General features: G+C 44.7%; 26 protein-coding genes and 2 pseudogenes. 18 read left to right on the top strand and 10 right to left on the bottom strand.

Features of this window, described 5'->3' with window-relative positions:
- The first annotated feature begins 241 nt into the window (after positions 1-241).
- The 10 genes and pseudogenes from MOF34_RS09465 to MOF34_RS09420 all read left to right on the top strand — a co-directional run bounded on the left by MOF34_RS09465 (position 242) and on the right by MOF34_RS09420 (position 10,396).
- A complete protein-coding gene (locus MOF34_RS09465; protein ID WP_029317005.1) occupies positions 242-1,225 on the top strand; it encodes a tRNA dihydrouridine synthase in 984 nt (327 codons plus the stop codon).
- Between the two features lie 269 nt (positions 1,226-1,494).
- A complete protein-coding gene (locus MOF34_RS09460) occupies positions 1,495-2,046 on the top strand; it encodes a GNAT family N-acetyltransferase (protein ID WP_268399980.1) in 552 nt (183 codons plus the stop codon).
- A gap of 152 nt (positions 2,047-2,198) precedes the next feature.
- Positions 2,199-2,651, top strand: coding sequence for a DUF6884 domain-containing protein (locus MOF34_RS09455; protein WP_268399979.1), 453 nt, complete (start codon positions 2,199-2,201; stop codon positions 2,649-2,651).
- A gap of 22 nt (positions 2,652-2,673) precedes the next feature.
- Positions 2,674-3,369 (top strand): annotated as a pseudogene (locus MOF34_RS09450) (hypothetical protein).
- Between the two features lie 223 nt (positions 3,370-3,592).
- Positions 3,593-4,594 (top strand): acetoin:2,6-dichlorophenolindophenol oxidoreductase subunit alpha, encoded by a 1,002-nt coding sequence (acoA, locus tag MOF34_RS09445; RefSeq protein ID WP_268399978.1) that lies wholly within the window; start codon positions 3,593-3,595, stop codon positions 4,592-4,594.
- Between the two features lies 1 nt (position 4,595).
- The gene (gene acoB, locus MOF34_RS09440) at positions 4,596-5,624 is read left to right on the top strand and encodes an acetoin:2,6-dichlorophenolindophenol oxidoreductase subunit beta (RefSeq protein WP_268399977.1); all 1,029 of its coding nucleotides are present in this window, start codon (positions 4,596-4,598) and stop codon (positions 5,622-5,624) included.
- 13 nt (positions 5,625-5,637) lie between these two features.
- Positions 5,638-6,834 carry a dihydrolipoamide acetyltransferase family protein gene (locus MOF34_RS09435; RefSeq protein WP_268399976.1) on the top strand — a complete coding sequence of 399 codons (1,197 nt, stop codon included), beginning with the start codon at positions 5,638-5,640 and terminating at the stop codon, positions 6,832-6,834.
- Between the two features lie 19 nt (positions 6,835-6,853).
- Entirely contained in the window at positions 6,854-8,230 is a 1,377-nt protein-coding gene (gene acoL, locus MOF34_RS09430; protein ID WP_268399974.1) for an acetoin dehydrogenase complex dihydrolipoyl dehydrogenase, read from the top strand.
- Between the two features lie 116 nt (positions 8,231-8,346).
- Complete coding sequence (locus tag MOF34_RS09425; protein WP_268399973.1) at positions 8,347-10,164, top strand: sigma-54-dependent Fis family transcriptional regulator; 1,818 nt, start codon at positions 8,347-8,349, stop codon at positions 10,162-10,164.
- Between the two features lie 52 nt (positions 10,165-10,216).
- The gene (locus MOF34_RS09420) at positions 10,217-10,396 is read left to right on the top strand and encodes a small acid-soluble spore protein H (protein WP_003239795.1); all 180 of its coding nucleotides are present in this window, start codon (positions 10,217-10,219) and stop codon (positions 10,394-10,396) included.
- 35 nt (positions 10,397-10,431) lie between these two features.
- Here the strand turns inward: MOF34_RS09420 and MOF34_RS09415 are convergent, their stop codons facing one another.
- The 10 genes from MOF34_RS09415 to MOF34_RS09370 all read right to left on the bottom strand — a co-directional run bounded on the left by MOF34_RS09415 (position 10,432) and on the right by MOF34_RS09370 (position 15,909).
- A complete protein-coding gene (locus tag MOF34_RS09415; protein ID WP_268399971.1) occupies positions 10,432-10,761 on the bottom strand; it encodes a YnfA family protein in 330 nt (109 codons plus the stop codon).
- 49 nt (positions 10,762-10,810) lie between these two features.
- Entirely contained in the window at positions 10,811-11,368 is a 558-nt protein-coding gene (locus MOF34_RS09410) for a YfjD family protein (protein WP_003239791.1), read from the bottom strand.
- Between the two features lie 23 nt (positions 11,369-11,391).
- On the bottom strand, positions 11,392-12,159 hold the full coding sequence (locus tag MOF34_RS09405) for a hypothetical protein (protein WP_268399970.1): 768 nt from the start codon (positions 12,157-12,159) through the stop codon (positions 11,392-11,394).
- A gap of 11 nt (positions 12,160-12,170) precedes the next feature.
- Complete coding sequence (locus MOF34_RS09400) at positions 12,171-13,394, bottom strand: hypothetical protein (protein WP_268399968.1); 1,224 nt, start codon at positions 13,392-13,394, stop codon at positions 12,171-12,173.
- A gap of 5 nt (positions 13,395-13,399) precedes the next feature.
- Complete coding sequence (locus MOF34_RS09395) at positions 13,400-13,714, bottom strand: WXG100 family type VII secretion target (RefSeq protein ID WP_268399967.1); 315 nt, start codon at positions 13,712-13,714, stop codon at positions 13,400-13,402.
- 317 nt (positions 13,715-14,031) lie between these two features.
- Entirely contained in the window at positions 14,032-14,247 is a 216-nt protein-coding gene (locus MOF34_RS09390; protein ID WP_268399965.1) for a hypothetical protein, read from the bottom strand.
- A 234-nt stretch (positions 14,248-14,481) separates the two neighbouring features.
- Complete coding sequence (locus MOF34_RS09385; protein ID WP_014476176.1) at positions 14,482-14,736, bottom strand: DUF4176 domain-containing protein; 255 nt, start codon at positions 14,734-14,736, stop codon at positions 14,482-14,484.
- 21 nt (positions 14,737-14,757) lie between these two features.
- Complete coding sequence (locus MOF34_RS09380) at positions 14,758-15,015, bottom strand: hypothetical protein (RefSeq protein ID WP_268399964.1); 258 nt, start codon at positions 15,013-15,015, stop codon at positions 14,758-14,760.
- 224 nt (positions 15,016-15,239) lie between these two features.
- The gene (locus MOF34_RS09375; protein WP_268399963.1) at positions 15,240-15,518 is read right to left on the bottom strand and encodes a DUF5344 family protein; all 279 of its coding nucleotides are present in this window, start codon (positions 15,516-15,518) and stop codon (positions 15,240-15,242) included.
- A gap of 16 nt (positions 15,519-15,534) precedes the next feature.
- Entirely contained in the window at positions 15,535-15,909 is a 375-nt protein-coding gene (locus MOF34_RS09370) for a YwqH-like family protein (protein WP_268399962.1), read from the bottom strand.
- A gap of 354 nt (positions 15,910-16,263) precedes the next feature.
- On the opposite strand from MOF34_RS09370, the gene glvA reads away from it, so the two are divergent.
- From glvA to MOF34_RS09330, 8 genes and pseudogenes are all read left to right on the top strand, one after another.
- Complete coding sequence (gene glvA / locus MOF34_RS09365) at positions 16,264-17,613, top strand: maltose-6'-phosphate glucosidase (protein ID WP_268399961.1); 1,350 nt, start codon at positions 16,264-16,266, stop codon at positions 17,611-17,613.
- 65 nt (positions 17,614-17,678) lie between these two features.
- Positions 17,679-18,443, top strand: a complete 765-nt coding sequence (gene glvR / locus MOF34_RS09360) for a MurR/RpiR family transcriptional regulator GlvR (RefSeq protein WP_019713651.1) — start codon at positions 17,679-17,681, stop codon at positions 18,441-18,443.
- 14 nt (positions 18,444-18,457) lie between these two features.
- Positions 18,458-20,044, top strand: coding sequence for a PTS maltose transporter subunit IIBC (malP, locus tag MOF34_RS09355; RefSeq protein WP_268399960.1), 1,587 nt, complete (start codon positions 18,458-18,460; stop codon positions 20,042-20,044).
- Between the two features lie 105 nt (positions 20,045-20,149).
- Positions 20,150-21,871, top strand: a complete 1,722-nt coding sequence (locus tag MOF34_RS09350) for an ABC transporter ATP-binding protein (protein WP_268399958.1) — start codon at positions 20,150-20,152, stop codon at positions 21,869-21,871.
- Positions 21,865-23,679, top strand: a complete 1,815-nt coding sequence (locus MOF34_RS09345) for an ABC transporter ATP-binding protein (RefSeq protein ID WP_268399957.1) — start codon at positions 21,865-21,867, stop codon at positions 23,677-23,679. Before MOF34_RS09350 ends, MOF34_RS09345 begins: the two co-directional genes overlap by 7 nt.
- Positions 23,680-23,831: 152 nt before the next feature.
- The gene (locus MOF34_RS09340; RefSeq protein ID WP_268399955.1) at positions 23,832-24,236 is read left to right on the top strand and encodes a DoxX family protein; all 405 of its coding nucleotides are present in this window, start codon (positions 23,832-23,834) and stop codon (positions 24,234-24,236) included.
- Between the two features lie 17 nt (positions 24,237-24,253).
- Positions 24,254-25,111, top strand: a complete 858-nt coding sequence (locus MOF34_RS09335; RefSeq protein WP_268399954.1) for a VOC family protein — start codon at positions 24,254-24,256, stop codon at positions 25,109-25,111.
- A 153-nt stretch (positions 25,112-25,264) separates the two neighbouring features.
- A pseudogene (locus MOF34_RS09330) lies at positions 25,265-25,528 on the top strand (sensor histidine kinase); the annotation flags it as partial.
- Positions 25,529-25,611 lie beyond the last annotated feature (83 nt).

Here is a 25,611-nt window from a genome sequence, read left to right as displayed (position 1 = left end):
GGTAAACTAAACAATTCCGATTTTCGGGTCTTTTCCTTGCGATTTGTTTGGGTAGGGACTCAGGAAACAAGTATGTGGTGAGTCCAACACCTTTAGCAAAAAGATTTACATGTTCAAAATTTACTATCGTTTGATAAGAACTGCTGAAGCATGCTAAAAGTGTAAAAGAAATATAGTCAGCTTTTTAATTTTTGGGATAAAGGGTTTGCAATATCCCATTATGAAAGGATTTGAATTCGTTATGATAAATAATTTCTGGCGTGATTTACCACGGCCATTTTTTGTACTGGCACCAATGGAAGATGTGACGGATGTCGTGTTCCGCCATGTCGTGAGTGAAGCTGGCAGACCCGATGTGTTCTTTACGGAGTTTACAAACTCAGAAAGTTACTGTCATCCGGATGGAAAGGATAGCGTACGCGGCCGTTTGACTTTCACGGAGGATGAACAGCCAATGGTTGCACATATATGGGGAGATAAGCCTGAAAACTTCCGCCAAATGAGTATTGGTATGGCGGAGCTAGGATTTAAAGGTCTAGATATTAATATGGGCTGTCCTGTGCCAAATGTAGCGGGCAATGGGAAGGGAAGCGGCCTTATTTGCCGTCCTGAAGTTGCCGCAGAATTAATACAAGCTGCAAAAGCAGGGGGATTGCCTGTAAGTGTAAAGACAAGGCTCGGTTACACAGATGTGGACGAATGGCGTGACTGGCTGACACACATATTGAAACAGGACATTGCGAATCTTTCCATTCATCTGCGTACAAGAGCGGAAATGAGTAAAGTGGATGCGCATTGGGAACTCATCCCTGAGATTAAGAAACTTCGTGACGAGATTGCGCCAGATACACTGTTGACAATCAACGGGGATATCCCTGACCGCCAAACTGGCTTAAAGCTTGCTGAACAATACGGTGTTGATGGGATTATGATTGGGCGCGGTATTTTTACAAACCCATTTGCTTTTGAAAAGGAGCCAAAAGAGCATAGCAGCAAGGAATTGCTTGATCTCTTAAGGCTGCACCTGGATCTTCATGATCAATATTCAACATTAGAAGCCCGTCCGTACAAGCCTCTTCCTCGCTTTTTCAAGATTTATCTCCGTGGATTCCGAGGCGCAAGTGAATTAAGAAACCAATGCATGAACACAAAGTCAACAGATGAAGTGCGTGCATTGCTCGATGAATTTGAGAGAAAGTATCTTGATGGGGTGGAGCCACGGTAGAAAGTGTTACAATTCAAGGTAACAGCAAAGTGGAACAAAACTGGTGTGAAGGCGGTATTGAACCGAATTCTTCCTGCAAATTTTCATCACAAGAATATCGATATTCGGAGAGACATTCTCCGAGAAGCTGTTGAAGTAGAGGGATTATAAATAGTAAGAATCAAGATAGCAGGGACAATTTTCCTTGCTATCTTTTTTTATCTAAAAGGATAAGATAAAATACATGGTAATAATAGGAGATGGTGCGGATACATTGAAGGGGGAATTTGATGAAAGTATTTCCTATAATAGAAACAAAAAGATTATGTTTAAGAGAAGTAGACTTTGAAGATGCCAAAGATATGCTAACATATCTTTCAGATCAAGATGTTGTTAAGCCTATGGGGCTAGAACCCTTTGAAACGACTAGTGATGTTCTTAAAGAGATTAGGTGGTATAAATCCATATATGAAAAAGGTACAGGAATTAGGTGGGGAATCACACTTAAAGATTCTGGCATCGTCATAGGAAGTTGTGGGTTTCTTAATAGACTTGCAAAACATTATCGAGCTGAAGTTGGGTATGAATTAAGCAAAGAACATTGGAGAAAAGGAATCGTCAGTGAAGCATTAGAGGCTGTCGTTAAATATGGATATAACCACTTGCAGCTGGAAAGAATTGAAGCTCTTATTGAACCTTCTAATATCCCATCGATAAAACTAATAGAAAAACAAGGTTTTAGCAGAGAGGGCTTGCTGAGACATTATGAATTTACTTGTGGTACATTTGAAGATTTATATATGTATTCAATGATCAAAGAAGATTTTACATCTGGTTTGTGAAAAGATAAATATGAACTTTAACTAATGTCTCTATTGTGAGAAACTAACTGCGATCTGAAAAACAGATTCTATGACCTGCGAAGTGCCAAGAGAAATTAAACAGGGCACTTGTTATTTTGGGTATTATATAAAAAAGAAATAGGGAGAGAAAAATGAAACGACTATGCATCATCCCCTGCGGCAAGAAAAAAATATGGGACGTCCAGCCCGATACCGGGCCGGTAAGAGCAGAGGACGCTTATCTCAGCCCGTTTCATCAGGCGTGCGAGCAATATGCGAAAGCATTTTTCGATGAGTGGGTGATTTTGTCTGCGAAGCACGGCTTTCTTCGCCCTGATGATATCGTATCGGAAAATTACGATGTGACTTTTGGCGCCGGTCATCCGGAAATCATGACAGCGGAGGAGCTGCGCCGCCAATTTTATGAAAAGGGCTTATCTGATATCGAAGAGCTTGTCATGCTTGGCGGAAAAAAATATCGAAGCGCGCTAAACGCCGTCATCGGCAAGCATCAACGAATCAGTTGGCCTCTGTCATCGTATAAAGGCATTGGCTACATGCTGCAAGCGCTGAATCGGGCTGTTGAAGATAAACAAGAATTGTAACACAACATATCAAGGAAAGAGTGTGAATAGGAAAAAACTTGTGGTTGGCTTGCTTGCCATTACGGTATTCGGATGCGGCTTATATACCTATCATGTATGGTTTGGTGATCCATTTACGAAAAATGCCGCAGAGCAGAAGCTTATTTCTTATGTGAAACAAACCTATCCCAAAAAAGAAATCAAGATCACGGATGGAGTATATAGCGCTAAAACCTCTGAATATGTGTTCCAAGCAAACACCCAATCTCATCGTTATCCAATGTGTACAAAGGGATTTTTCCATCCGAAAGTCACGTGCGATGGAATTGAAGAAGCGTATACCGAATCAATAGCAGGACATGTAAGTGAAGAAGCATCGAAGGAAATCAAAGCAGATCTGAAAAAAGCGGTTCCGCAAATTATAGAAGCTGACGTTGCTTGGAGTATCGAACGGCCAGTTCAAGTCAGATACAAAATGGAACAAACAGCTTGCTGAAATCACGCCGATGGGCATGACGATTCAGTTAGACGCCAGCGGGTTATCAAAAACAGATGCCGCAAAGATGGCGGAAACGGTCAGAAAAACACACTTAATGAAACGAAATATACCTACTCAAACAGCACGATAGACTGTATGCAGAAGGACGCGGACGGCGGTTTCGGTTATGTCAGATATTCAATTGATTTTCTTCCGGGAACAGCCATTCAGTCAAACGATGCAGAGGAGTTAGGCAGTTGATTTCCGAGGAAATAAATACGTCGATCATTGTCAAAGACCGGGTGATGCCCGGTCTTTTTGATGCCATAAAACGAGACAAATGGATCAGATCGAGACAAAATGAGACACCTGTCTCAAACTGTCTCCAGTGTAAAAATAAAAAAGACTGATTTTACGGGCGCCAAAGACTGGCACACTTCTTGCATTTATAAATGTGAATCCTAAATAGAAGGAGGCACACAAAATGGAATTGTTAAAACGAGAAGACTTGTCATTAACTGAGGAGAAAGCGCTGTGGATGTACCAAAAGATGCTGGAAATCAGGGGATTTGAAGACAAAGTGCATGAGTTGTTTGCACAAGGAGTGCTTCCCGGATTCGTCCATTTATATGCCGGTGAGGAAGCTGTGGCTGTAGGAGTGTGCGCTCATTTACATGATGGCGACAGCATTACAAGCACGCACAGGGGACATGGCCATTGTATCGCCAAAGGCTGTGATCTGGATGGCATGATGGCGGAAATATTCGGGAAAGCGACCGGACTGTGTAAAGGCAAGGGTGGTTCTATGCACATTGCCGATCTCAATAAAGGCATGTTAGGTGCAAATGGAATCGTGGGGGGCGGATTTACGCTCGCATGTGGATCAGCGCTCACCGCTAAATATAAACAGACTAAAAATGTAAGCGTTTGCTTTTTCGGAGACGGAGCAAATAACCAAGGCACCTTCCATGAAGGGCTGAACTTAGCGGCAGTGTGGAACCTTCCTGTCGTTTTTGTTGCCGAAAACAACGGCTACGGGGAAGCCACGCCATTTGAATACGCGTCAGCCTGTGATTCAATCGCTGATCGGGCAGCTGCCTATAACATGCCGGGGGTCACGGTGGACGGAAAAGATATTTTGGCAGTTTACCAGGCAGCCGAGGAAGCGATAGAAAGAGCAAGAAACGGCGGAGGCCCGTCTTTGATTGAATGTATGACCTACAGAAACTACGGACATTTCGAAGGAGATGCCCAGACCTATAAAACGAAGGATGAAAGAGTTGAGCACCTTGAAGGAAAGGATGCTATTCGAAGCTTTAAAAACTACCTGTTAAAAGAAACAGATGCTAATAAGCTGTCAGACATTGAACAGCGTGTCAGCGAATCGATTGAAAAAGCTGTTTCGTTTAGTGAAGACAGTCCATATCCAAAGGAATCAGAGCTGCTGACAGACGTCTACGTGTCATATGAAAAAGGGGGAATGTGAGATGGCGAGAGTCATAAGCATGTCAGACGCGATCAATGAAGCGATGAAGCTCGCGATGAGAAGAGACGAGAATGTGCTTTTGATCGGCGAGGATGTCGCCGGGGGAGCGGCGGTCGATCATTTGCAGGATGATGAAGCTTGGGGCGGCGTATTAGGGGTTACAAAGGGGCTTGTACAGGAATTCGGGCGTACAAGAGTGCTGGACACCCCGATTTCTGAGGCGGGCTATATGGGGGCGGCAATGGCTGCGGCATCAACCGGACTAAGACCGATTGCCGAGCTGATGTTTAATGATTTTATCGGCACATGCTTTGACCAGGTGATCAACCAAGGGGCGAAATTTCGCTATATGTTCGGCGGAAAAGCGCAAGTGCCGATTACCGTCCGCACCACATACGGAGCGGGGTTCCGGGCTGCTGCCCAGCACTCACAGGCGCTGTACGGCCTTTTCACGAGCATCCCGGGTTTGAAGACGGTGGTTCCGTCCAACCCGTATGACGCCAAAGGCCTGCTGCTGGCGGCAATAGAAGACAATGATCCGGTGTTCTTTTTTGAAGACAAAACGTCCTACAACATGAAAGGCGAGGTGCCGGAAGATTATTATACAATCCCGCTTGGAAAGGCGGACATCAAACGTGAAGGGAGCGACATTACGCTGTTTGCGGTCGGTAAGCAGGTCAATACCGCACTTGAAGCGGCTGCTCAGCTTTCAGAAAAAGGCATCGAAGCCGAGGTGCTTGACCCCCGCAGTCTATCTCCTCTGGATGAGGAAGCGATTTTTACATCGTTGGAAAAAACAAATAGGCTGATCATCATTGATGAAGCCAATCCGCGCTGCAGCATTGCCACGGATATTGCTGCGATTGTTGCCGACAAGGGCTTTGATTTGCTTGATGCGCCGATTAAACGAATTACAGCGCCGCATACACCAGTGCCGTTTTCACCAGTGCTTGAAGATCAATATTTGCCGACACCAGATCAAATAGTCAGCGTCACGCTTGAATTGCTTGGCGAGCCGGCAATGAATTAAAGGGGGGACACAAATGGCGGTAAAAGTAGTGATGCCAAAATTGGGAATGGCCATGAAACAAGGGGAAGTATCGATATGGAATAAGAAAGTGGGCGACCCGGTTGAAAAGGGAGAAAGCATTGCCAGCATTCAATCGGAGAAAATTGAAATGGACATCGAGGCGCCCGAAAATGGAACGCTAATCGATATCAAAGTGAAAGAAGGAGAAGAGGTTCCGCCCGGCACAGCGATCTGCTACATCGGGGACGCCAATGAATCGGTGCAGGAAGAGGCGAGCGCGCCTGCTGCTAAAGACAGTGTGCCGCAAGCCGTCCAGCCCGTCAAACAAGAAAACAAACCCGCAGCCTCTAAAAAAGAACGAATCAAAATCTCTCCAGTCGCCAAAAAAATAGCGGAAAAAGCGGGATTAGACTTGAAACAGCTGAAAGGCAGTGGGCCAGGCGGGCGAATCGTAAAGGAAGATGTTACAAAAGCGCTTGCTGGACAGAAAAATGATCGGACAGAGCCGGTTTCTGAGCAGAAGGCACAAGAAACGCCGGTGACAGGCATGAGAAAAGTCATCGCGGCCAGAATGCAGGAAAGCCTGGCAAACAGCGCGCAGCTGACGATTACGATGAAGGCTGATATCACCAAGCTGGCAGCCCTTCAAAAACAGCTCTCTCCAACAGCCGAAGAGAGGTACGGCACAAAGCTGACGATGACTCATTTGGTCTCAAGAGCTGCCGTTCTCGCTCTGCAAGCTCATCCTGCGCTGAATAGCTATTATCAAGATGAGCGCATCATCACACATCCTCATGTGCACCTCGGAATGGCTGTGGCCTTGGAAAATGGATTAGTTGTACCTGTGATCCGCCATGCTGAAAAGAAATCGCTGATTGAGCTGGCTCAATCCATCTCAGAAAATGCAAAAAAAGCACGCGAGGGGCGTGCGGGTAGCGAAGAACTGCAAGGCTCAACCTTCTCCATTACAAACCTTGGCGCTTTTGGAGTGGAGCATTTTACGCCAATATTAAATCCGCCGGAAACAGGCATTCTTGGCATCGGAGCAAGCTATGAAACACCGGTGTATCAAGGAGAGGAGATTGTCAGAAGCACGATTCTTCCGCTCAGCCTGACATTTGATCACAGAGCGTGTGACGGCGCCCCTGCCGCTGCATTCTTGAATGCGATAAAAACATATTTGGAAGAACCCGCAGCATTAATTTTATAGAAAAAGCAGGTGAAACGACATGACACTAGCCATTATTGGCGGCGGACCTGCAGGCTATGCGGCTGCGGTCTCCGCGGCACAACAGGGCAGAAACGTGCTGCTCATTGACAAAGGCCACCTTGGGGGAACCTGCCTGAATGAAGGCTGCATCCCGACGAAGTCTTTGTTAGAAAGCGCGAACGTTCTCGATAAAATCAAGCATGCCGACCGCTTTGGAATCGAACTACCAGCAGGTGCGATATCGGTTGATTGGAGCAAAATGCAGAACCGAAAACAACAGGTTGTCAGACAGCTTGTCCAAGGTGTTCAATACTTAATGAAAAAAAATCAAATACAGGTTGTGAAGGGGAAGGCTTCCTTTCTTTCTGACAGAAAGCTCTTGATCGAAGGAGAAAACGGAAAAGAAATCAGAGAGGCGGACCAAGTATTGATTGCCTCCGGATCAGAGCCGATCGAGCTGCCATTCGCCCCATATGACGGCGAATGGATCATCGATAGCAAGGACGCGCTTTCTCTTTCTGATATTCCGTCTTCACTTGTCATTGTCGGCGGTGGTGTCATCGGCTGTGAGTATGCCGGGTTGTTTGCCAGACTGGGATCGAAGGTGACCATCATCGAAACAGCCGGCCAGCTGATCCCGGCTGAAGATGAAGATATTGCCCGTCTCTTTCAGGAGAAGCTCGAGGAAGACGGTGTTGAAGTGCATACTTCCTCCAGGTTAGAGCGGGTGGATCAAACGGACAAAACAGCCATTTGGAAAAGCGGCCAGCGGGTGTTTAAAACGAAGGCCGATTATGTATTGGTAGCGATCGGCAGAAAACCCCGTCTTGATGGATTACAGCTGGAGCAGGCTGGAGTTGACTTTTCTCCAAAAGGCATTTGGGTAAACGGGCATATGCAGACGAACGTGCCTCATATTTATGCGTGCGGTGACGCAATTGGAGGCATTCAGCTGGCGCATGCGGCTTTCCATGAGGGTATCATCGCTGCTTCTCACGCTTCTGGAAGGGATGTCAAAATCAATGAGAAACATGTACCGCGCTGCATCTATACATCACCGGAGATTGCGTGTATCGGAATGACAGAACAACAGGCAAGAAGCATATACGGGGATGTGAAGATTGGCGAATTTCCTTTTTCAGCAAACGGCAAGGCGCTCATTAAACAGCAAGCAGAAGGTAAGGTCAAAATCGTGGCTGAACCGGAATTCGGTGAAATCGTCGGTGTCTCGATGATTGGTCCGGATGTGACCGAGCTCATCGGCCAAGCGGCGGCGATTATGAATGGCGAGATGACGGCTGATATGGCGGAGCACTTCATCGCCGCCCATCCGACACTGTCGGAAACATTGCACGAGGCGCTGTTAAGCACGATCGGGCTTGCAGTGCATGCATAACACGGAAAAAAGCAGGCGCACGGAATACAGGGCGTCTGCTTTTTTATTGTTGAAAGCGCTTTATTTTTCCCCTACAATAGATGAAAACAGCGTGTAAGGGAGGAGCGATCAAGGAAATGAATTCGATCCCAAACGATTTGCAAACCTGGAAACGTTTTGTGAAGGACGGTGTGCTTGACGAAGCCCGATTAAGAAAACGGATCGCCGAGTCATGGCATCGCTGCAAAAAAGCCGAGGTCAATCCCTATTTAGAAAAAGGCCCAAAGGTGTTACAGCAAACTGAGCTGGATCAGCAGTCAAAAAAGCATTCATTTTTCCTGACGACCGCAAAGCCTTACCTTGAAAAACTGCTGCCTGCCATAAAAGAGATGGAAATGATGGCGCTGTTAATTGATTCAGACGGCGTTGTTTTGGCATTGGACGGACATCCCCGTGCACTTTATGAAGCCAAAAGCATCAACTTTGTTGAGGGCGCATGCTGGACGGAAACGGCTGTCGGAACAAATGCGATTGGCACGGCGCTTCACATTAGCGAGCCGGTTGCGATACAAGGATCAGAACATTACTCTATCGCTTCCCATCAATGGAACTGTTCAGCCGCTCCGATTCACCATGAGGATGGCAGTCTTGCAGGTGTGATTGACATATCGTGTCCAGCAGCAGGCGCGCATCCTCATATGCTCGGTATTGCTACGGCGATTGCCTATGCCGCGGAACGGGAACTGGCAGCTAAAAGCCGTGAGAAAGAGCTGGAGCTGATCAGCCGTTTTGGAGATAGGTCTGCATCCCGTGTGCCAATGGTGCTCTGCAATACCAAACAGCATATCATCAGCGCGAGTGAAGCGGTTCGAACCTCAATGCCGGATTGGCAGGGCAGGCACCTGTATGAGTTGAAGGCACGAGGCTTCTCAATCGAAAAAGCCGTCACCATGGGGGATGGCGGCACTTGTTTTTATCTGTCGGAACAAAAGAAAAAGGCGGCGTTTCAATTCAATGGAGTCATCGGGCAGAGCAGCCGATCGCAAGCAATGCTGAAGAGCCTAGAACGAGCGGCTGCGGTGGATGCAACGGTCTGTCTGTCGGGGGAAACTGGCACGGGGAAGGAAGTCGCAGCCCGCGCGCTTCATGAGAACAGCGAGCGGCGGCACGGCCCGTTTGTTGCTGTCAATTGCGGAGCGATCCCGTCTGATTTAATTGAAAGCGAGCTGTTTGGCTATGCGGAGGGCGCTTTTACGGGAGCGAAACGAAACGGCTATAAAGGCGCCTTTCAAAAAGCGAATCAAGGCACTTTATTTTTAGATGAGATCGGAGAAATTTCCCACTCGATGCAGGTTGCGCTTTTACGGGTGCTTCAGGAACGGAAGATTACGCCGGTCGGAGGGACGAAAGAAATTCCGGTTGATATCAGAGTCATTGCCGCCACGCATTGTGATTTGCGCGAGCTTGCTGAAAGCGGAAAAATCAGAGAGGACTTGTTTTACCGCCTTCATGTCTATCCAATTGAGCTTCCTCCTTTACGAGAACGCCCCGAAGATATTCCGGATCTTTTTCAGTACTACAAACAGAAAAATCATTGGCCTGGCGAACTTCCCCCTGCTTTTTTGGAGGTGCTGAAGCAATGGAGGTGGCCGGGTAATATTCGCGAGCTGTTCAATGTGTTTGAACGTCTTTGCATCAGATTTCCGGACGGCCGGCTGAGAGATGAGCCGCTTACGGCTTTACTGGAAGCCGCAGGACTTCCGATGAGTCCGGCAGAAAAAAAGCCGGCTGATGCCGGCGCGCTGCCCCTTCGTGAGCAAATCCAAAGAGATGTCATCATCAAAGCGCTTGAATCCGCTAAAGGAAACGTCTCTCAAGCCGCCAAAATCAGTGGGATACCCCGGAGCACTTTTTACAAAAGGCTGAAAAAATTCAACCTGTCCGCTGAATCATAAAGCATACTTCTTTCAAGAAATGGAAACGTTATGGATGAAGGAGGGTGTTAGCATGAATAGTCAAAGGGCGAAAGAAATTGTAGAATCTCCCGACATGAAGAAAGTAACATATAATGGAGTTCCTATTTATATTCAGCACGTGAATGAAGAAAACGGAACAGCGAGAATTTATCCGCTGGACGAACCTGAGCAGGAGCATGAAGTACAGCTGACCAACTTAAAAGAGGATTAAACAAAAATGGCCCGCTTCGTAAGCAGGCCATTTTGTTATCCGCGGGGCGCAAATAAAATGACACAGACACCGATGAGACAAATGAATGCGCCGATCCAGTCATACAGATCAGGTGTTTTCCGGTCAACAAGCCATCCCCACAGGACCGCAAGCGCGATGAATACCCCGCCATAAGCGGCGTATACACGGCCGAAGGAAGGGAAGGACTGAAACGTCGGAAGAATGCCGTAGACAATCAGGATCAGCGCTCCGGCGATGCCATAGCCGACTGGCTTTGCCTCTCTCAGCCACAGCCAAACCAAATACCCGCCGCCAATTTCAGCAAGCCCCGCCGCGAGAAATAAAAGAATGGTAATCAGCATCACGCGCACTCCTCAACTTGCTTTTCTCTTTCATTATAAAAGAGGAGTGCTGTTAAAGCTTTGGATGATTCTCAAATTCCTTTAAATACGCGCTGCGCTGAATCTCCGTAAATTGGCTGATCCAGTTGCTTTTCGCCTCTTCATTCAGATGGGGGAGGATATAGCGTTCAACCGCTTCAAAAAACAACGGATTCGCGATAATGTTCCAGGTAGGGATGCGAACGACTTTGCCGTTTGTTTTCTCGATGATAATATCCTCAAAAAAGATCCCTTTCAAACTGTAATGATGCCGTCCCATATAAATCCGTTTTACCTCAGAAAACAGCACGCTGCGCTTTCTCGAGAAGATCTCGCCATCAGGCCCAGTCTTTACGCTGAAAATGACATTTCCCCGGCTTGTGAACGCCGGAAAAGCCATAAAAAATGTGATTAATCCATAAACAATCGCCATTAATCCTCCGCCCAAATAAAGCAGGGCATACTTAGATTCAAATGTGAGAGCTTCAGAAACCAGCCATACTCCTGCAATAAAAGCGCCCCCTGTGGCGAGGAACAGCCATATTCTAAAAAACATTCTACTCTTGACCTTAATTACTTCATTGTTTTTCAATTGCTATTCTCCTTTATCGCTCTTTAGCAAAAAAGTATTCCTTTTACCACATCTTTATTTGCTGGTACGATAGAAAATTCATTTTGAGTGATACCTGTTACCAGCCAAGTATGACGGCTGCCAGGCAAGACGAAAGCCATGTCAGCCACTTCCGGCGAGTTGTCTTTGTCATAAACAAGGCGCATCAGCGTATCCATTTTCCCTTTTCGTGAAGCCAGATCATTTACGAATCGGGTAATATCCTCTTGATGTTCATGCTTAACGAGAAACTCTTTCAGATGTGTGGGAGTGTCTGAAGCACCTTCCAGAAGCAATTCAAATTCAGTTGATGTCAGAGTAATAATTGATTCTATGTTATCCTCAGCATCTATTATATTTAAAAACTCGGATGTTTTAGAAAGTAATCCGTCACTTGAATCCATTTTTTTGATGCTGTGCACCTGTTCATCAAACAGCAGCTCATGAGAGTAAGTGCCGAACTTAGAAACGTGGCAGGACACATTCTGTTCTTGGCCTTGTTCATCAAATTTGGACAGTTTCACTGTATAATCCGCGTCGTTTAATACATGGATAAACGGGCAGTACTCGTCCTTTAATCGGTATTGATGATTACGGTATTCCGCCGCATCTTTGGCTAAAAGCGAGCGGCATGCCGCTTCGAACAAAGCACCGAGCTGTTCATCTTCTATTTCCGGAAAATAGGCTTGCTTCAAGGCCATTCCCTGTTCAAAAAACCCTTCGCTATAAAAACAAAATAAGAGTTCTTCTATGCTGATCGTAAACTGCTTCATTGTTTATTCTCCTATCCAAATGAAAGTTTCCCTTTGAGGAAATGGGTTGCGCCGTGTATCAGCGAGTCTGCTGTTTTCTTTGCTTTTTCCATTCCTTTTTTCGCGCTGTCTATCCCTTTATGTATCGTTTTATTCGCCGCATCTATGCCATCATTCACTGATTTGACGACTTTGCCGGCTGATTCCAGCCCTTTCTTGGCTGTATCGACGACAGCGTGAATCGGTTCTTTCAGCTTTATCGCCGCTTTTTCAGCAAAGCCTGATGTGAATTTTGCGATTTTTTCCCCAACAAAACCTCCTACGGCTGATCCGATTGTGCCTCCGACTACTGTACCAACAGGGCCTAACACACTTCCAAGGGCACCGCCGACGACAGCGCCTGCCGTAGCTCCTCCTGCGATGAAAATAGTGTTATTCACAGCATTCCCGACGGCCTTGGCGTTTTCACGCTTGAGAACTTCGGGTTTGTCTTGGTATTTCGCGTAATTTTCAGCAATTTTCAAGCCCGCTCCGAACGTTTCGGTCGCACCGGTGATCAGTGTGGCGGTAATGGCATTTCCTTTAGCGAATTTTAATCCCGTTTTTCCGACATCCTTCAAAGTTGAACGTACGCCGGCTTCATTAAGAAATCCTCTTGTGTAGCTTCTGACGCTATTTGAAAAATCCACTGTATCCTGAGGGAAGTACTTTGTAAACTTTTTATGGACCAAATCTGAAAATGGCCGGTTTGTCTTTTTAAACAAATATTTAGGATTCAAAAGCACGCTGGCCGCTTTTTGATAACGTGAGCTGTCAACGGCTCTGGAAATACCTAATAGAAGTTTTGAGTGCTGGGCGGTATGCAAACCGCTGGGCTGCTTCACGAATTTCGTAAGCCCTAATCCATAGTATTTCCCCTGTGTCAGCATAAGAGCGGTCAAGCTTGTCATCGTTCCGTATTTGTCGTAAGCATGATAAAGCTTTCGTAAAATATCATCTTGTTCCACAAATTTGTCGCTCGTTTTTCTGATAAAGATCTCATTGTCACTCAGCTTGGTGACGAGCGCTTTTCCTGAACTCCACGCATCGCCGACTCCGGAAAAACAGCTGCTGTAGCGGGGATCGCACTGTAAAATCATCTGCCCCAGCTCCACATGTAGTTCCTTGTATTTATTTTCCATATCAGTTAATTCTGTGACTACATCATTTGCCAGCTGTTCGAGCTTATCCGGATCAACTGCAATGTTTCCTGACACACCGTTCACCTCCCGCGTTTATGTCTTTCCTCTCTTGCTTTCCGTTCCAGTTCTTCCATTCTGGCAATTTCAGCTTTTCGTTCTTCTATTTTGACGGCGGCTGCCTTCAGCTCCAGGCTAGTTTCAAGCAGCTCCTGTTCGAATCGATCGTAGGAGGCTTTCGTTTCCTCGAAATCCTGGTTGAACGAATTTCTTGCTTCTCCCTGCCAAGCATCCCCCAGTGCAGATATTCGGAATTCAAGCAGCATTTTGGAGCTTCTGACCTGTTCCGCGACCGCACTGTACTTGTTTGCCAGCTCAATAACTTTATATGAGTCCAACTTTTGTCCCCTGCCTTTTCTAATTTCACGCACAAATGGATGTTTTATATAAATGATTATAAATAATTCGGCATGTATCCGAATCGTACAAAAGAACCTTTTCATAATAATTGGAAGGACGTATATTCACTTGATTTTCATAGCTAGTGAGACTTTATGATTACAAAAAAGGTAAAAAAATGAATCTGTAGGAGGGAGATCTAACTTAACATTAGGAATTACTACACGGGAAAGACTGGTGTTATGAGGTAACCGTATATAAAAAAAGAGCCTAAAATAGGCTCTAAACAAGTTGCAAAATGAAGTGGCGTTTTTTACTAATCTTTATAAATAGATTTTATAATCTTATTTATTGCTAAATAAACAAAGAATATAAACAAGCCACTCATCACATACATAATTACCAGTAAAATCAATTTTTGTTTTAATGTCATGTCGGGGACTGCTGAGATCCCGAGTGTCATGCCAATCATAGGAAGCAAATAGAGAATTAAAAAGATTTTTTTCTTATATGTATTCCAAGTGTTTTTCATTGTCTATCTCCTTGTTCTTTTAAAAGCATCTTATTGGTAACTTTATAACCTGTATAGATTGTTACAGTAGTGATCAAATACAATAAAAAAAGTAAAACGATCCTTATACCGATTTGGATGCCAGGAAGCATAAAAGTAATTAATGTCATACAAATCATGAAAAACAGATAAAATAGTAAAATGAATGGTTTTTTATACTTTTTCCAAAATCGTACTATTAAATAGTCCCTTTTATTAGCCTTTAAAAGTTTCTTGAAAAGCTTTTTCTTCTTGTGTTTGATATCCCTCAAAAAGAACTTCTTCTATCATATCGTGATTGAAGAACAAATTATAATTTTCATTGATATTACCTTCTGGATAAGGAACTGAAACATAATCGTACTTTTTTTGTGAAGAAGTTTGAAGCTGATTTCTCCCATAAATCATTACAGTTTTTCGTACATTTAAAATTTTCACCACACTACCGATAGGCAGCAATGTATTAGACATTAATTTCTCACTCTTTCTTTATTAATTTTTTTTCTTAAGCAGGTGTGGATGTTTTTTTAACCAGAATTTTTTTCTGAAAATATGTAAGCATAAAGGTATAAGAAAAGTGAATACTGCAATAATAAAAGTAATTAAATATATTACTTCCTGAGGGGTTTCACTATCAATTAACCAATATAGCATGAATAAACTAAAGATACCGAAAGGAACTGGAAAAATAGAACCTATTAATAGTGCTTCATTAATTTTTTTTGGTAAAAACCCATTTTTTTCACTCATTTATATACCTCCTAGTCATCTTTTTCTGCTCCAAATTTTATCCCTAAACCAATACCTTCTGCAGCATAAAGTTCATTTTCTAGACGATGCAATACCTTGTGTACTTTTAATTACATCTGTTAATTTCTCAGCTTGCTTATCTAATTGTTTTAAGGTCTTGTCTACAGAGTTGAGAAATGATTGTACATCAAGAGTTTTCACGCAACGTTCCTTCCTTCTTTACATTATTTATTAGTTATTGATTTGGAAAGTTCTTCATCTTTTTCTTGCATAGACTTAACTAATTGTTCTGTTTGTAAGATTTGTTTGTTTAAGGAAGAAGCATACTTCTCAGCCAGTTTATTTAACTTGTTATTCAACGTATTTAGTTTCTTTGTGACATCAAGACTATTGTGGTCCGTTAAATTAGTTGGAGTAGATACTTTAAGAACCTCAGTGGTATTTTTTAATTTTGAAATTGCTCTTTCAATTTCAGGAAAATCAAATTTTATCTCATTGCCCATACAAACTCTCCCTTTATCAGTGTGAATTTTTATTTTTTTGTTTTTCTATTTCTTTTTCAATAGAAATAATCTGATTTTTTAACCCATCTATATCATTATTTAACGTATTAATTTCGTCTTCGATTTTACTTATAATTTCATCTAATTGTTTGTCTTTTAAATCTTTATAATCTGTGATTATCTCGTCTCGAATAAGTTCGAATTTATCTGCCAAACTTCCCTGCCATGTGGCCGAAGACAGAGATGGCTCAGTTATTTTATCTTTTGATTCCAAGAATTCTTGCTGGATATTTGTCAAGTTGGTTTTGCAAGTTTTGAGATCTTCTAAATTATCCTTTTTTAAACTTAGTTGTGTTTTTACAAAGGATAATCCCAACATTTCACCAAACAACTGTAAACACCTCATTGTCATATAATATGTAATTCTTTTGAACTGCTAGGAACCATAAGAAGGGAGACTTTCTTAATGTTACATGATGGAATGTAGTGGATAAATAGCAAAGAGATTATATAATAATCTCTTTGCTATTTTGGCCTTTTGATTAAAAGGAATGTTAAGTGTATGTAGGTCTATTTTAATGGTTGTTTTTATCTATTTTGCGGATTCGCTGTAGTTCGAGAAATTTCCCGCTCTTTGGGAAAAAACACTAAAGTTGATCAAATGCCCTAAGTGCGCCAAACGTGTTACAGGACGGGCTCTTCCATGATATAAATGAAATGTAAACGTTATCAAGGAGGTCGTCATATGAAGGAAAAATCATTCTCAATCGTAATAGCGGGCGGAGGGAGCACTTTCACTCCAGGGATCGTTCTGATGCTCTTGGACCATTTGGAGGAGTTTCCAATCAGAAAGCTGAAGCTGTATGATAATGATAAGGAAAGACAGGATCGCATAGCAGGCGCTTGTGACGTTTTTATCAGAGAGAAAGCGCCGGACATTGAATTTACCGCGACGACTGACCCAGAAGAAGCTTTTACAGATGTCGACTTTGTCATGGCGCACATCAGGGTAGGGAAGTACGCCATGCGTGCGCTGGATGAACAAATTCCGTTAAAGTACGGAGTTGTCGGCCAGGAGACGTGCGGGCCGGGCGGAATCGCATATGGCATGCGTTCAATTGGCGGTGTGCTTGAAATATTAGATTACATGGAAAAATATTCGCCAGATGCGTGGATGCTCAATTATTCCAACCCGGCGGCGATCGTAGCCGAAGCAACGAGACGACTCAGACCGAATTCAAAAATTCTCAATATCTGTGATATGCCGGTTGGAATCGAAGACCGGATGGCGCAAATTCTCGGCCTGTCTTCAAGAAAAGAAATGAAGGTCCGTTATTACGGATTAAATCATTTCGGCTGGTGGACATCGATTCAGGATCAAGAGGGCAACGATTTGATGCCGAAGCTGAAGGAGCATGTATCTCAATACGGGTACATTCCGAAGACGGAGGCTGAAGCAGTGGAGGCGAGCTGGAATGACACGTTCGCCAAGGCGCGTGACGTGCAGACAGCAGATCCTGACACACTGCCGAATACGTATTTGCAATATTATTTGTTTCCGGATGACATGGTGAAAAAATCAAATCCGAATCATACGCGTGCAAATGAAGTGATGGAAGGGCGAGAAGCCTTTATTTTCAGCCAATGTGACATGATCACACGCGAGCAGTCTTCAAAAAACAGCGAAATTAAAATCGATGATCATGCTTCATATATCGTAGATCTGGCCCGGGCGATTGCTTACAACACTGGTGAACGAATGCTGTTGATTGTTGAAAATAACGGCGCGATTGCGAACTTTGACCCGACTGCGATGGTCGAAGTGCCGTGTATCGTCGGCTCAAATGGGCCTGAACCGATCACCGTTGGCACCATTCCGCAATTCCAAAAAGGACTGATGGAGCAGCAGGTATCCGTTGAGAAACTGACTGTTGAAGCGTGGGCGGAGAAATCGTTTCAAAAGCTCTGGCAGGCGCTGATCCTGTCAAAAACAGTACCGAACGCGCGTGTGGCAAGGCTCATTCTTGAGGATTTGATTGAGGCCAACAAAGACTTCTGGCCTGAGCTTGATCAAAGCCCAACCCGCATTTCGTAACTGAAATACCCCCCGTTTTCGAATCTGTTATTGTATATAATAGAAAGAAAATGGGGGGATCTGATATGAAGCTCGATGAATTGATTAATCAGTACTACGGCAAATTAAATGACAACGATTTTCATATTTTAAAATATATATTGAATCACAAGCACACGTGCTATCATCTTGGAATTGACGCGCTGGCCAAAGCTTGCAGTGTCTCGCGTTCCTCGATCTTGCGGCTCGCCCAAAAGCTAGGCTTCAGCGGATACAGTGAGTTTCGCGTCTTTTTAAAGTGGGAAGATCAGCCGGAAGAAGGCGAGAGTATGAGTTTTCAAAAGCTGCTTGACGATATTGAATCAAATCTGAAATTCTTAAGGTCAAAGGATATGACGGAGATGTGCCAGCTGATTGATGAAGCGGACCGCATTTTCGTGTATGGATCAGGAAATGCGCAAAAGATATGCGCCCGTGATTTGCAAAGAATGTTTATTCCTCGCCATCGATATCTCATTTTGATTGAAGACAGAAATGAATTTAACCTGATGCGCGATGATTTTAAAGTAAACGATCTGTTTATCATCATTTCTCTTTCCGGAGAAACACCGGAGCTGATTCCTCAGGCAAGAATGCTTTCTGCAAAGGGTATTCCCTTTATTTCCATTACAAATTTAAAAAACAATGTCCTCGCCCAACTGACGCCGCATAATCTTTATGCGGCAAGCAAACCTGTGACATTAAGCGATAAAACGGAAATTGTCGCTTTTGCACCATTTTTTCTCGTTGGCGAAGCATTGTTCCGCGCATATGTTGATTACAAAGAGGCAGAAAAAAATGACATTGAGTAGCAGGGGGTTATGGTATGATGCAAAAAATTCAGCGCTTTGGAAGCGCGATGTTTGTACCTGTTCTTTTATTCGCGTTTGCCGGCATTATCGTCGGTGTCAGTACGCTTTTTAAAAATAAAACCCTCATGGGCCCGCTTGCCGACCCTGATGGGTTTTGGTATCAGTGCTGGTATATCATTGAACAGGGCGGCTGGACTGTATTTAATCAAATGCCGCTCTTATTCGCCATTGGCATCCCGGTTGCTTTGGCGAAGAAAGCTCAGGCGCGCGCCTGTTTGGAAGCGCTTACGGTTTATCTGACGTTCAATTACTTTGTCAGCTCGATCTTGACGGTTTGGGGTGGCGCATTCGGCGTCGACATGAACCAAGAGGTGGGCGGAACGAGCGGGTTAACGATGATCGCGGGCATCAAAACACTTGATACCAACATTATCGGAGCCATCTTTATTTCCTCAATTGTCGTCTTTTTGCATAACCGCTATTTTGATAAAAAACTGCCCGATTTTCTCGGCATCTTTCAAGGCTCAACGTATATCGTGATGATTTCCTTCTTCATTATGATCCCGATCGCCTTGGCCGTCTCTTACATTTGGCCGATGGTTCAGACGGGAATCGGCTCACTTCAAAGCTTCTTGGTTGCTTCCGGGGCGGTGGGCGTCTGGATTTACACATTTTTGGAACGGATTTTGATTCCGACCGGCCTTCATCACTTTATTTACACGCCGTTTATTTATGGGCCTGCAGTAGCAGAAGGCGGGATCGTCACGTATTGGGCACAGCATCTCGGAGAATATTCGCAAAGCGCCAAGCCGCTGAAGGAGCTTTTCCCGCAAGGCGGATTCGCACTTCATGGGAACTCGAAAATCTTCGGCATTCCGGGGATCGCCCTGGCGTTTTATGTCACAGCCAAAAAGGAAAAGAAAAAACTGGTCGCCGGGCTGCTGATTCCTGTCACGCTGACGGCGATTGTCGCGGGTATTACTGAGCCAATTGAGTTCACTTTCTTATTTATTTCTCCTTTTCTATTTGCGGTTCACGCCGTGCTTGCCGCAACAATGTCGACAGTCATGTATATGGCCGGTGTCGTCGGAAATATGGGAGGCGGGTTGATCGAAGCAGTGACCTTGAACTGGATTCCGCTCTTTGGCAGCCACGGTATGATCTATGTGTATCAAGTTCTGATTGGGCTCTCTTTTACAGCTATTTATTTTTTCGTCTTCCGATTTTTAATCCTCAAATTCAATATCGCTACACCGGGACGGGAAAAGGATGATCAGCAGGAAACAAAGCTGTATTCGAAACAGGAATACAGAGACAGAAAAAACAAGAGGGACGAAACGGCCGCCGCCGCTGAAACGGCAGATGACACCGCCGTTTTGTATATTGAAGCACTGGGCGGAAAAGACAACATCACAGAAGTGACAAACTGCGCCACCCGCCTCAGAGTCAGTGTCAAGGATGAAACAAAGGTTGAACCCGACAGCGTATTCCGTGCTCTTGGCGTCCACGGCGTCGTCAGGAACGGAAAAGCGTTTCAGGTGATTATCGGATTGAGCGTGCCGCAGATGCGGGAGCGTGTGGAGAAAATATTAAATCAATAATGCCGGCCCTCCTTTTCGGGAGGGTTTTCGTTTGCCGTCAAAAAGACCGTCATAGTAAAGTAAAGAAAGAGATAATCGAGTAAAAAGGGGTTTGGAGGCTTTTACATGCAAAAGGCTTTATCGTTTTTAAAACCATACTCATTGCTGGTGGGAATTGCGCTGATTCTCATGTTGACGGAGCTTGCGGTTGAGCTGATTCAGCCTTTATTAATCGCGAAAATCATTGACGATGGGATTTTAAAACAAGACCTGCGGCATGTGTGGACATGGGGCGCGGTCATGGTCGGACTGACCGTGTTATCGTTTGCGGCGGGAATGCTGAATTCCTTTTATGCCGCCCATGTCAGCCAAAGCTTTTCCTACGATACGAGAAAAGGGCTTTTTCAAAAAATCCAGTCCTTCTCCTATTCTACATTTGGACAGTTTTCGTCCTCTTCGTATATCACAAGGCTGACAAACGATGTCACTCAGGTTCAAAACATGATTTTTATGAGTTTGCGGTTCATGCTGCGGGCTCCGTTAATGATTGTAGGCGGCATTGTGCTGTCGCTTGCCGTTAACGTGAAGCTCGGCTTTTTTCTGCTTGTGACCATTCCGATCCTCATCTTGTTTTTACTTTGGGTATTAAAGAAAGGCGGGGCGCTGTTCCGCTCAGTGCAGAAACGGCTGGATCAGGTGAACACCGTCATGCAGGAAAACTTAACCGCGATCAAGCTGATTAAAGCGCTGCTTCGCGGCAGCCACGAGGTCAAAAGATTTATTAAAGCCAATACGAGACTGATGGACAAAACAGTTTCAGCCTTTCAGCTTGTAGAATTCACGATGCCTGTGCTGATGCTGATGATGAACCTCTGCATCCTTTTGATTTTGTGGTCAGGGGCCTACAGTATCACGAACGGAAGCACTCAAGTCGGTGATGTTGTTGCGATTATTAACTACGCAACACGAATAACGGGGGCACTTTCGATGTTTCCGTTTTTGATTATGATTTTCACCCGGGCAAAGGCTTCAGGTGATAGAATCGGCGAGGTGTTTGAAACGGAAGGCGATGAGCGGGAGGAAGGGATCATATCTGATCGTTTGTCGGGAAGGATTGAGTTTCAGCATGTATCCTTCCGATATCCTGAAATGGACAGAGAAGCGCTGCGGAATGTTTCATTTTCCGCAAAGCCGAGGGAAACGATCGCGATTCTCGGTGCGACAGGATCGGGCAAGTCCACGCTCTTTCAGCTCATTCCGCGGCTTTATCAGCCAGATTCAGGAAGCATTTACATAGATGAAAAGCCGATTCATGATTTTCCGGCAGAGGGGCTTCGCAAGCAAATTGGATATGTACCGCAGGAAGTGCTCCTGTTTTCTGGCACAATTAAAGATAATATCGCTTGGGGCAAAGAAAATGCTTCACTTGATGAAATAATGGAAGCGGCCAAACATGCGCAAATTCATGAAACGATTATGAAGCTCCCAAATGGGTATGATACCGTGTTGGGACAAAGAGGCGTCAACCTGTCCGGCGGCCAGAAGCAGCGGATCTCCATAGCGCGGGCACTGATCCGAAAGCCGGCGATCCTTCTTTTGGATGACAGCACAAGCGCACTCGACCTGCAAACGGAGGCGAAGCTGCTTAATGCGATCAGCACATATGAGTGCACAACTTTGATTATTACGCAAAAAGTTACGACGGCAATGAAAGCTGATGAGATTTTGCTGCTTGAGGATGGCAAACTGATTGAAAAAGGCACGCACAGTGAACTGCTTTCTGAATCTCACTTATACAAGCGCATTTACGAATCGCAATTCGGAAGGGAGGGGAGCGAGTCATGTTAAAGGACATCCGCAAGCCTTTCCAATATCCCAAACTGCCAATCGACAAAAAGAAAGGCGCGAAAAAGCGGGCGAAAGCAAAGGATGCAAAAGGCACACTGAAGCGAATCTGGTCGTACTTGGCTGAACGAAAAGGACTTCTTATCCTTGTCATGATGATGGTTGTCATCAGCGCGATATTCGGGCTTCTTGGCCCATTTGTGATCGGAAAGGCCATCGACCATTTTATTGTTGGGAAAACGGTCAGCGGCCTGATTCCCGTTTTGCTTCTTCTGCTCGCTATCTATATCATTCAGTCCCTGTCGCTCTGGTTTCAAAACTATTGGATGATTACGATCTCTCAAGGCACTGTTTTCAGAATGAGAAGCGAGTTGTTCACCCATCTGCACGAGCTGCCGATTCCGTTTTTTGATAAACAGCGGCACGGTGAGCTGATGAGCCGGGTGACGAATGACATCGAAAATGTAAGTTCTACCTTAAACACGTCAGTTATTCAAATTTTGTCAAGTGTCATCACCTTTGTCGGGACGATTGCGGTCATGCTGTACATGAGCCCTCTCCTTACATTGATTACGCTGACCATTATTCCGGTGATGGCAGCGAGCCTGAAATGGATCACCAACCGGACGGGAAAGCTGTTTAAAGAACAGCAGAAAAACCTTGGTGAACTGAATGGATATATTGAGGAATCAGTTTCCGGTGCAAAGGTCATCAAAGCATATTCGCGAGAGAATCAGATTACTGCCGAATTTCTAGAAAAAAACGCTGCGCTCAAGACCTCGGGCTTTTGGGCACAGACGATTTCTGGTTTTATCCCGAAAGTCATGAATGCTTTGAATAACTTAAGCTTTACGATGATTGCCGCAATCGGCGGTTTTTTCGCGCTGAAAGGCTGGATCTCCATTGGCTCCATCGTTGTCTTTGCCGAGTATTCAAGACAATTCACACGCCCTTTAAACGATCTGGCCAACCAGTTTAATACGATGCTGTCTGCGATTGCCGGTGCTGAACGGGTGTTTAACGTGCTTGATGAAAAAGAGGAGCGCGAGGATGAGAAGAACGCCGTACATCAGCCGATCCAAACAGGCAGTATTGAATTCCGGGATGTGTCCTTCGGTTACGACGAGGGTCAGCCGACATTAAAACATTTACAGTTTACCGTGCCTGCCGGGCAGTCCATCGCGTTTGTCGGACCGACGGGAGCGGGGAAAACAACTGTCACTAACCTGCTTGCCCGTTTTTATGAGCCTGATGAGGGAACGATTTTAATCGACGGTACAGATATTAAAACCCTTACCAGAGCCAGCCTGAGAAAAAACATGGGGTTTGTCCTTCAAGATTCTTTCTTATTTCAGGGAACAATCAGAGAAAATATTCGCTACGGCAGGCTTGATGCTTCTGATCAGGAAGTCGAAGCCGCGGCAAAAACAGCGAATGCCCACAGCTTTATTGAAAGGCTGCCAAAAGGGTACGACACAGTGCTCACGCAAAACGGATCAGGTATCAGCCAAGGGCAGAAACAATTGATTTCCATAGCGCGGGCTGTGCTTGCTGATCCGGTTCTTCTCATCTTGGATGAAGCGACAAGCAACATCGATACCGTCACAGAAGTTAACATTCAAGAAGCGCTTGCCCGTTTAATGGAGGGAAGAACAAGCGTCATCATTGCCCACAGGCTGAACACCATTCAAAGAGCGGACCAAATTGTGGTGCTAAAAGACGGCGAAATGATTGAAAAAGGCAGCCATGACGAGCTGATCCGGCAAAAAGGATTTTACAGTGACTTATATGAAAGCCAATTTGAGAAATAGACCTTTGTCCCGCACAAAGGTCTTTTTTGTTACAGTTTTATAGTAATTTTATTTCATTTTCGTAAAATGTAACAAAATTACTTGACGTAAACAAGTTATGTATATATACTAACTTACATTAAGTAAGTAATAATATTTTCAAGGAGGATAAAATGAATAAATCATTTGAAATTGGCACATTACTTTTAAGAGTTATGACAGGTATTATCTTTTTTGTTCATGGTTTATCAAAGTTTCAGGGAATGGAGGGCACCATCCAATTTTTTGGCAGCCTAGGCCTTCCAAGTTTTATGGCATATGTCATCGCAACGATTGAATTGGTAGGCGGAGTGCTTGTCTTCTTCGGATTGGCTACACGTATTGTCAGTGTTCTGTTTGCTCTCACGCTGATCGGGGCCATCATTACAGTCAAGCTGAAAGCACCTTTCATGGGCAATGCAGAATTTGATTACCTTTTGCTTTTAACATCAATCCACCTGGCACTTTCCGGAAGCCGTTTCTTGGCGCTGGACCCACTTGTGTTTAAAGCAAAAAAGAGCGAAAACGTATCAGCATAAGAAAAGAGGCATACAGCATGACCAGCATTCATGAGGATACAAGAATTGGCTATGTTAAACTCACAATCCGCAGTCTGGAGCGTTCCCTTCAGTTCTACTGTAACGTCATCGGCTTACAAGTCGTACAAAAGACGGATCGCCAAGCTGAATTAACCGCTGACGGGAAACGTGTACTTCTTATTCTTGAAGAGAATCCAAGCGCCGTTGTCTTGCCTGAACGGTCTGTGTCGGGTTTATATCACTTTGCGATTCTTCTTCCGAACAGAAAGGAACTTGGTATCGCGCTGGCCCGTCTGATTGAACACGGCATTGCCATCGGACATGGGGATCATGCTGTGAGTGAAGCGCTCTATCTGTCTGATCCTGATGGAAACGGCATTGAAATGTACGCTGACCGCCCCCGCAGCACGTGGCAGCGTGATCAAGAAGGAAACTACGCCATGACGACAACTGCGGTGGACATCGAGGGCCTTATGGAAGAAGCCGGAGATGAGCGGAAAACAGCACTTCCGAACGATACAATTATCGGGCACATTCATCTGCATGTCAGTGATTTGAACGAAGCAAAAGCGTTTTATACAGATGTGCTGGGCTTTGACATTGTCGGAAACTATGCGGGCATGTCCGCTCTCTTCGTTTCAGCCGGGGGATACCACCATCATATCGGCTTAAACATTTGGGCGGGAAGATACGCGCCGCCAAAACCGACAAATGCCAGCGGACTAGACTATTACACGGTTGCCCTGCCTCATCAAGAGGAACTGGTTCGAGTGGCAGACCGAGTCAAACATGCCGGATATTCGATTGAAGAAACGGAAAACAGCTTCCGTGTGAAAGATCCTGTTTCCGGGGCCCATATTCTATTTGTGATTTGACTGTACTCCCTTTGCCGAAAAAACGGCAGAGGGATTTTTTAATTTCCAGAAACTCCTGTCAAAAATGCCCTGAGGCAGGTATGATAAGAAGGGAATTGGGTAACGGGAGTGATGAGCGTGAAGGCTCTTATATTTACCAGGATTTTCACCTTAATGGTAAGCTGTTCAGTTTACTTTTTTCTTGTAAAAGATGACCGTTGGTTTGAGTATTTATTCATCGTTGGCGCTACGGGTGTGTTCTTAGCAAATCATCTTTTATTAAGAGTAGAGAAATATGGCATCTTGTTTTGCCTGATTGATATTGCAGTTGGCTTTTCGTTCGGTTTCATGTTTCCGGGTACAGGTTTATATATCACATTGCTCAGCCCGGTTGCGGTTACCTTTTTTCTGAAGGGATTTAACCGAAGAACAGTGTGGTTGGGACTGACCCCATAAGATGAGACAAATAAAAAACACCTTCAAGTTTGAAAAAGGATGATTGTTATCCGACATTAGACTTG

The organism is Bacillus sp. T17B1 (genome assembly GCF_026796395.1).
Classification (GTDB): Bacteria; Bacillota; Bacilli; order Bacillales; family Bacillaceae; genus Bacillus; species Bacillus spizizenii_A.
This window is presented reverse-complemented; position numbering and strand designations above follow the sequence as displayed.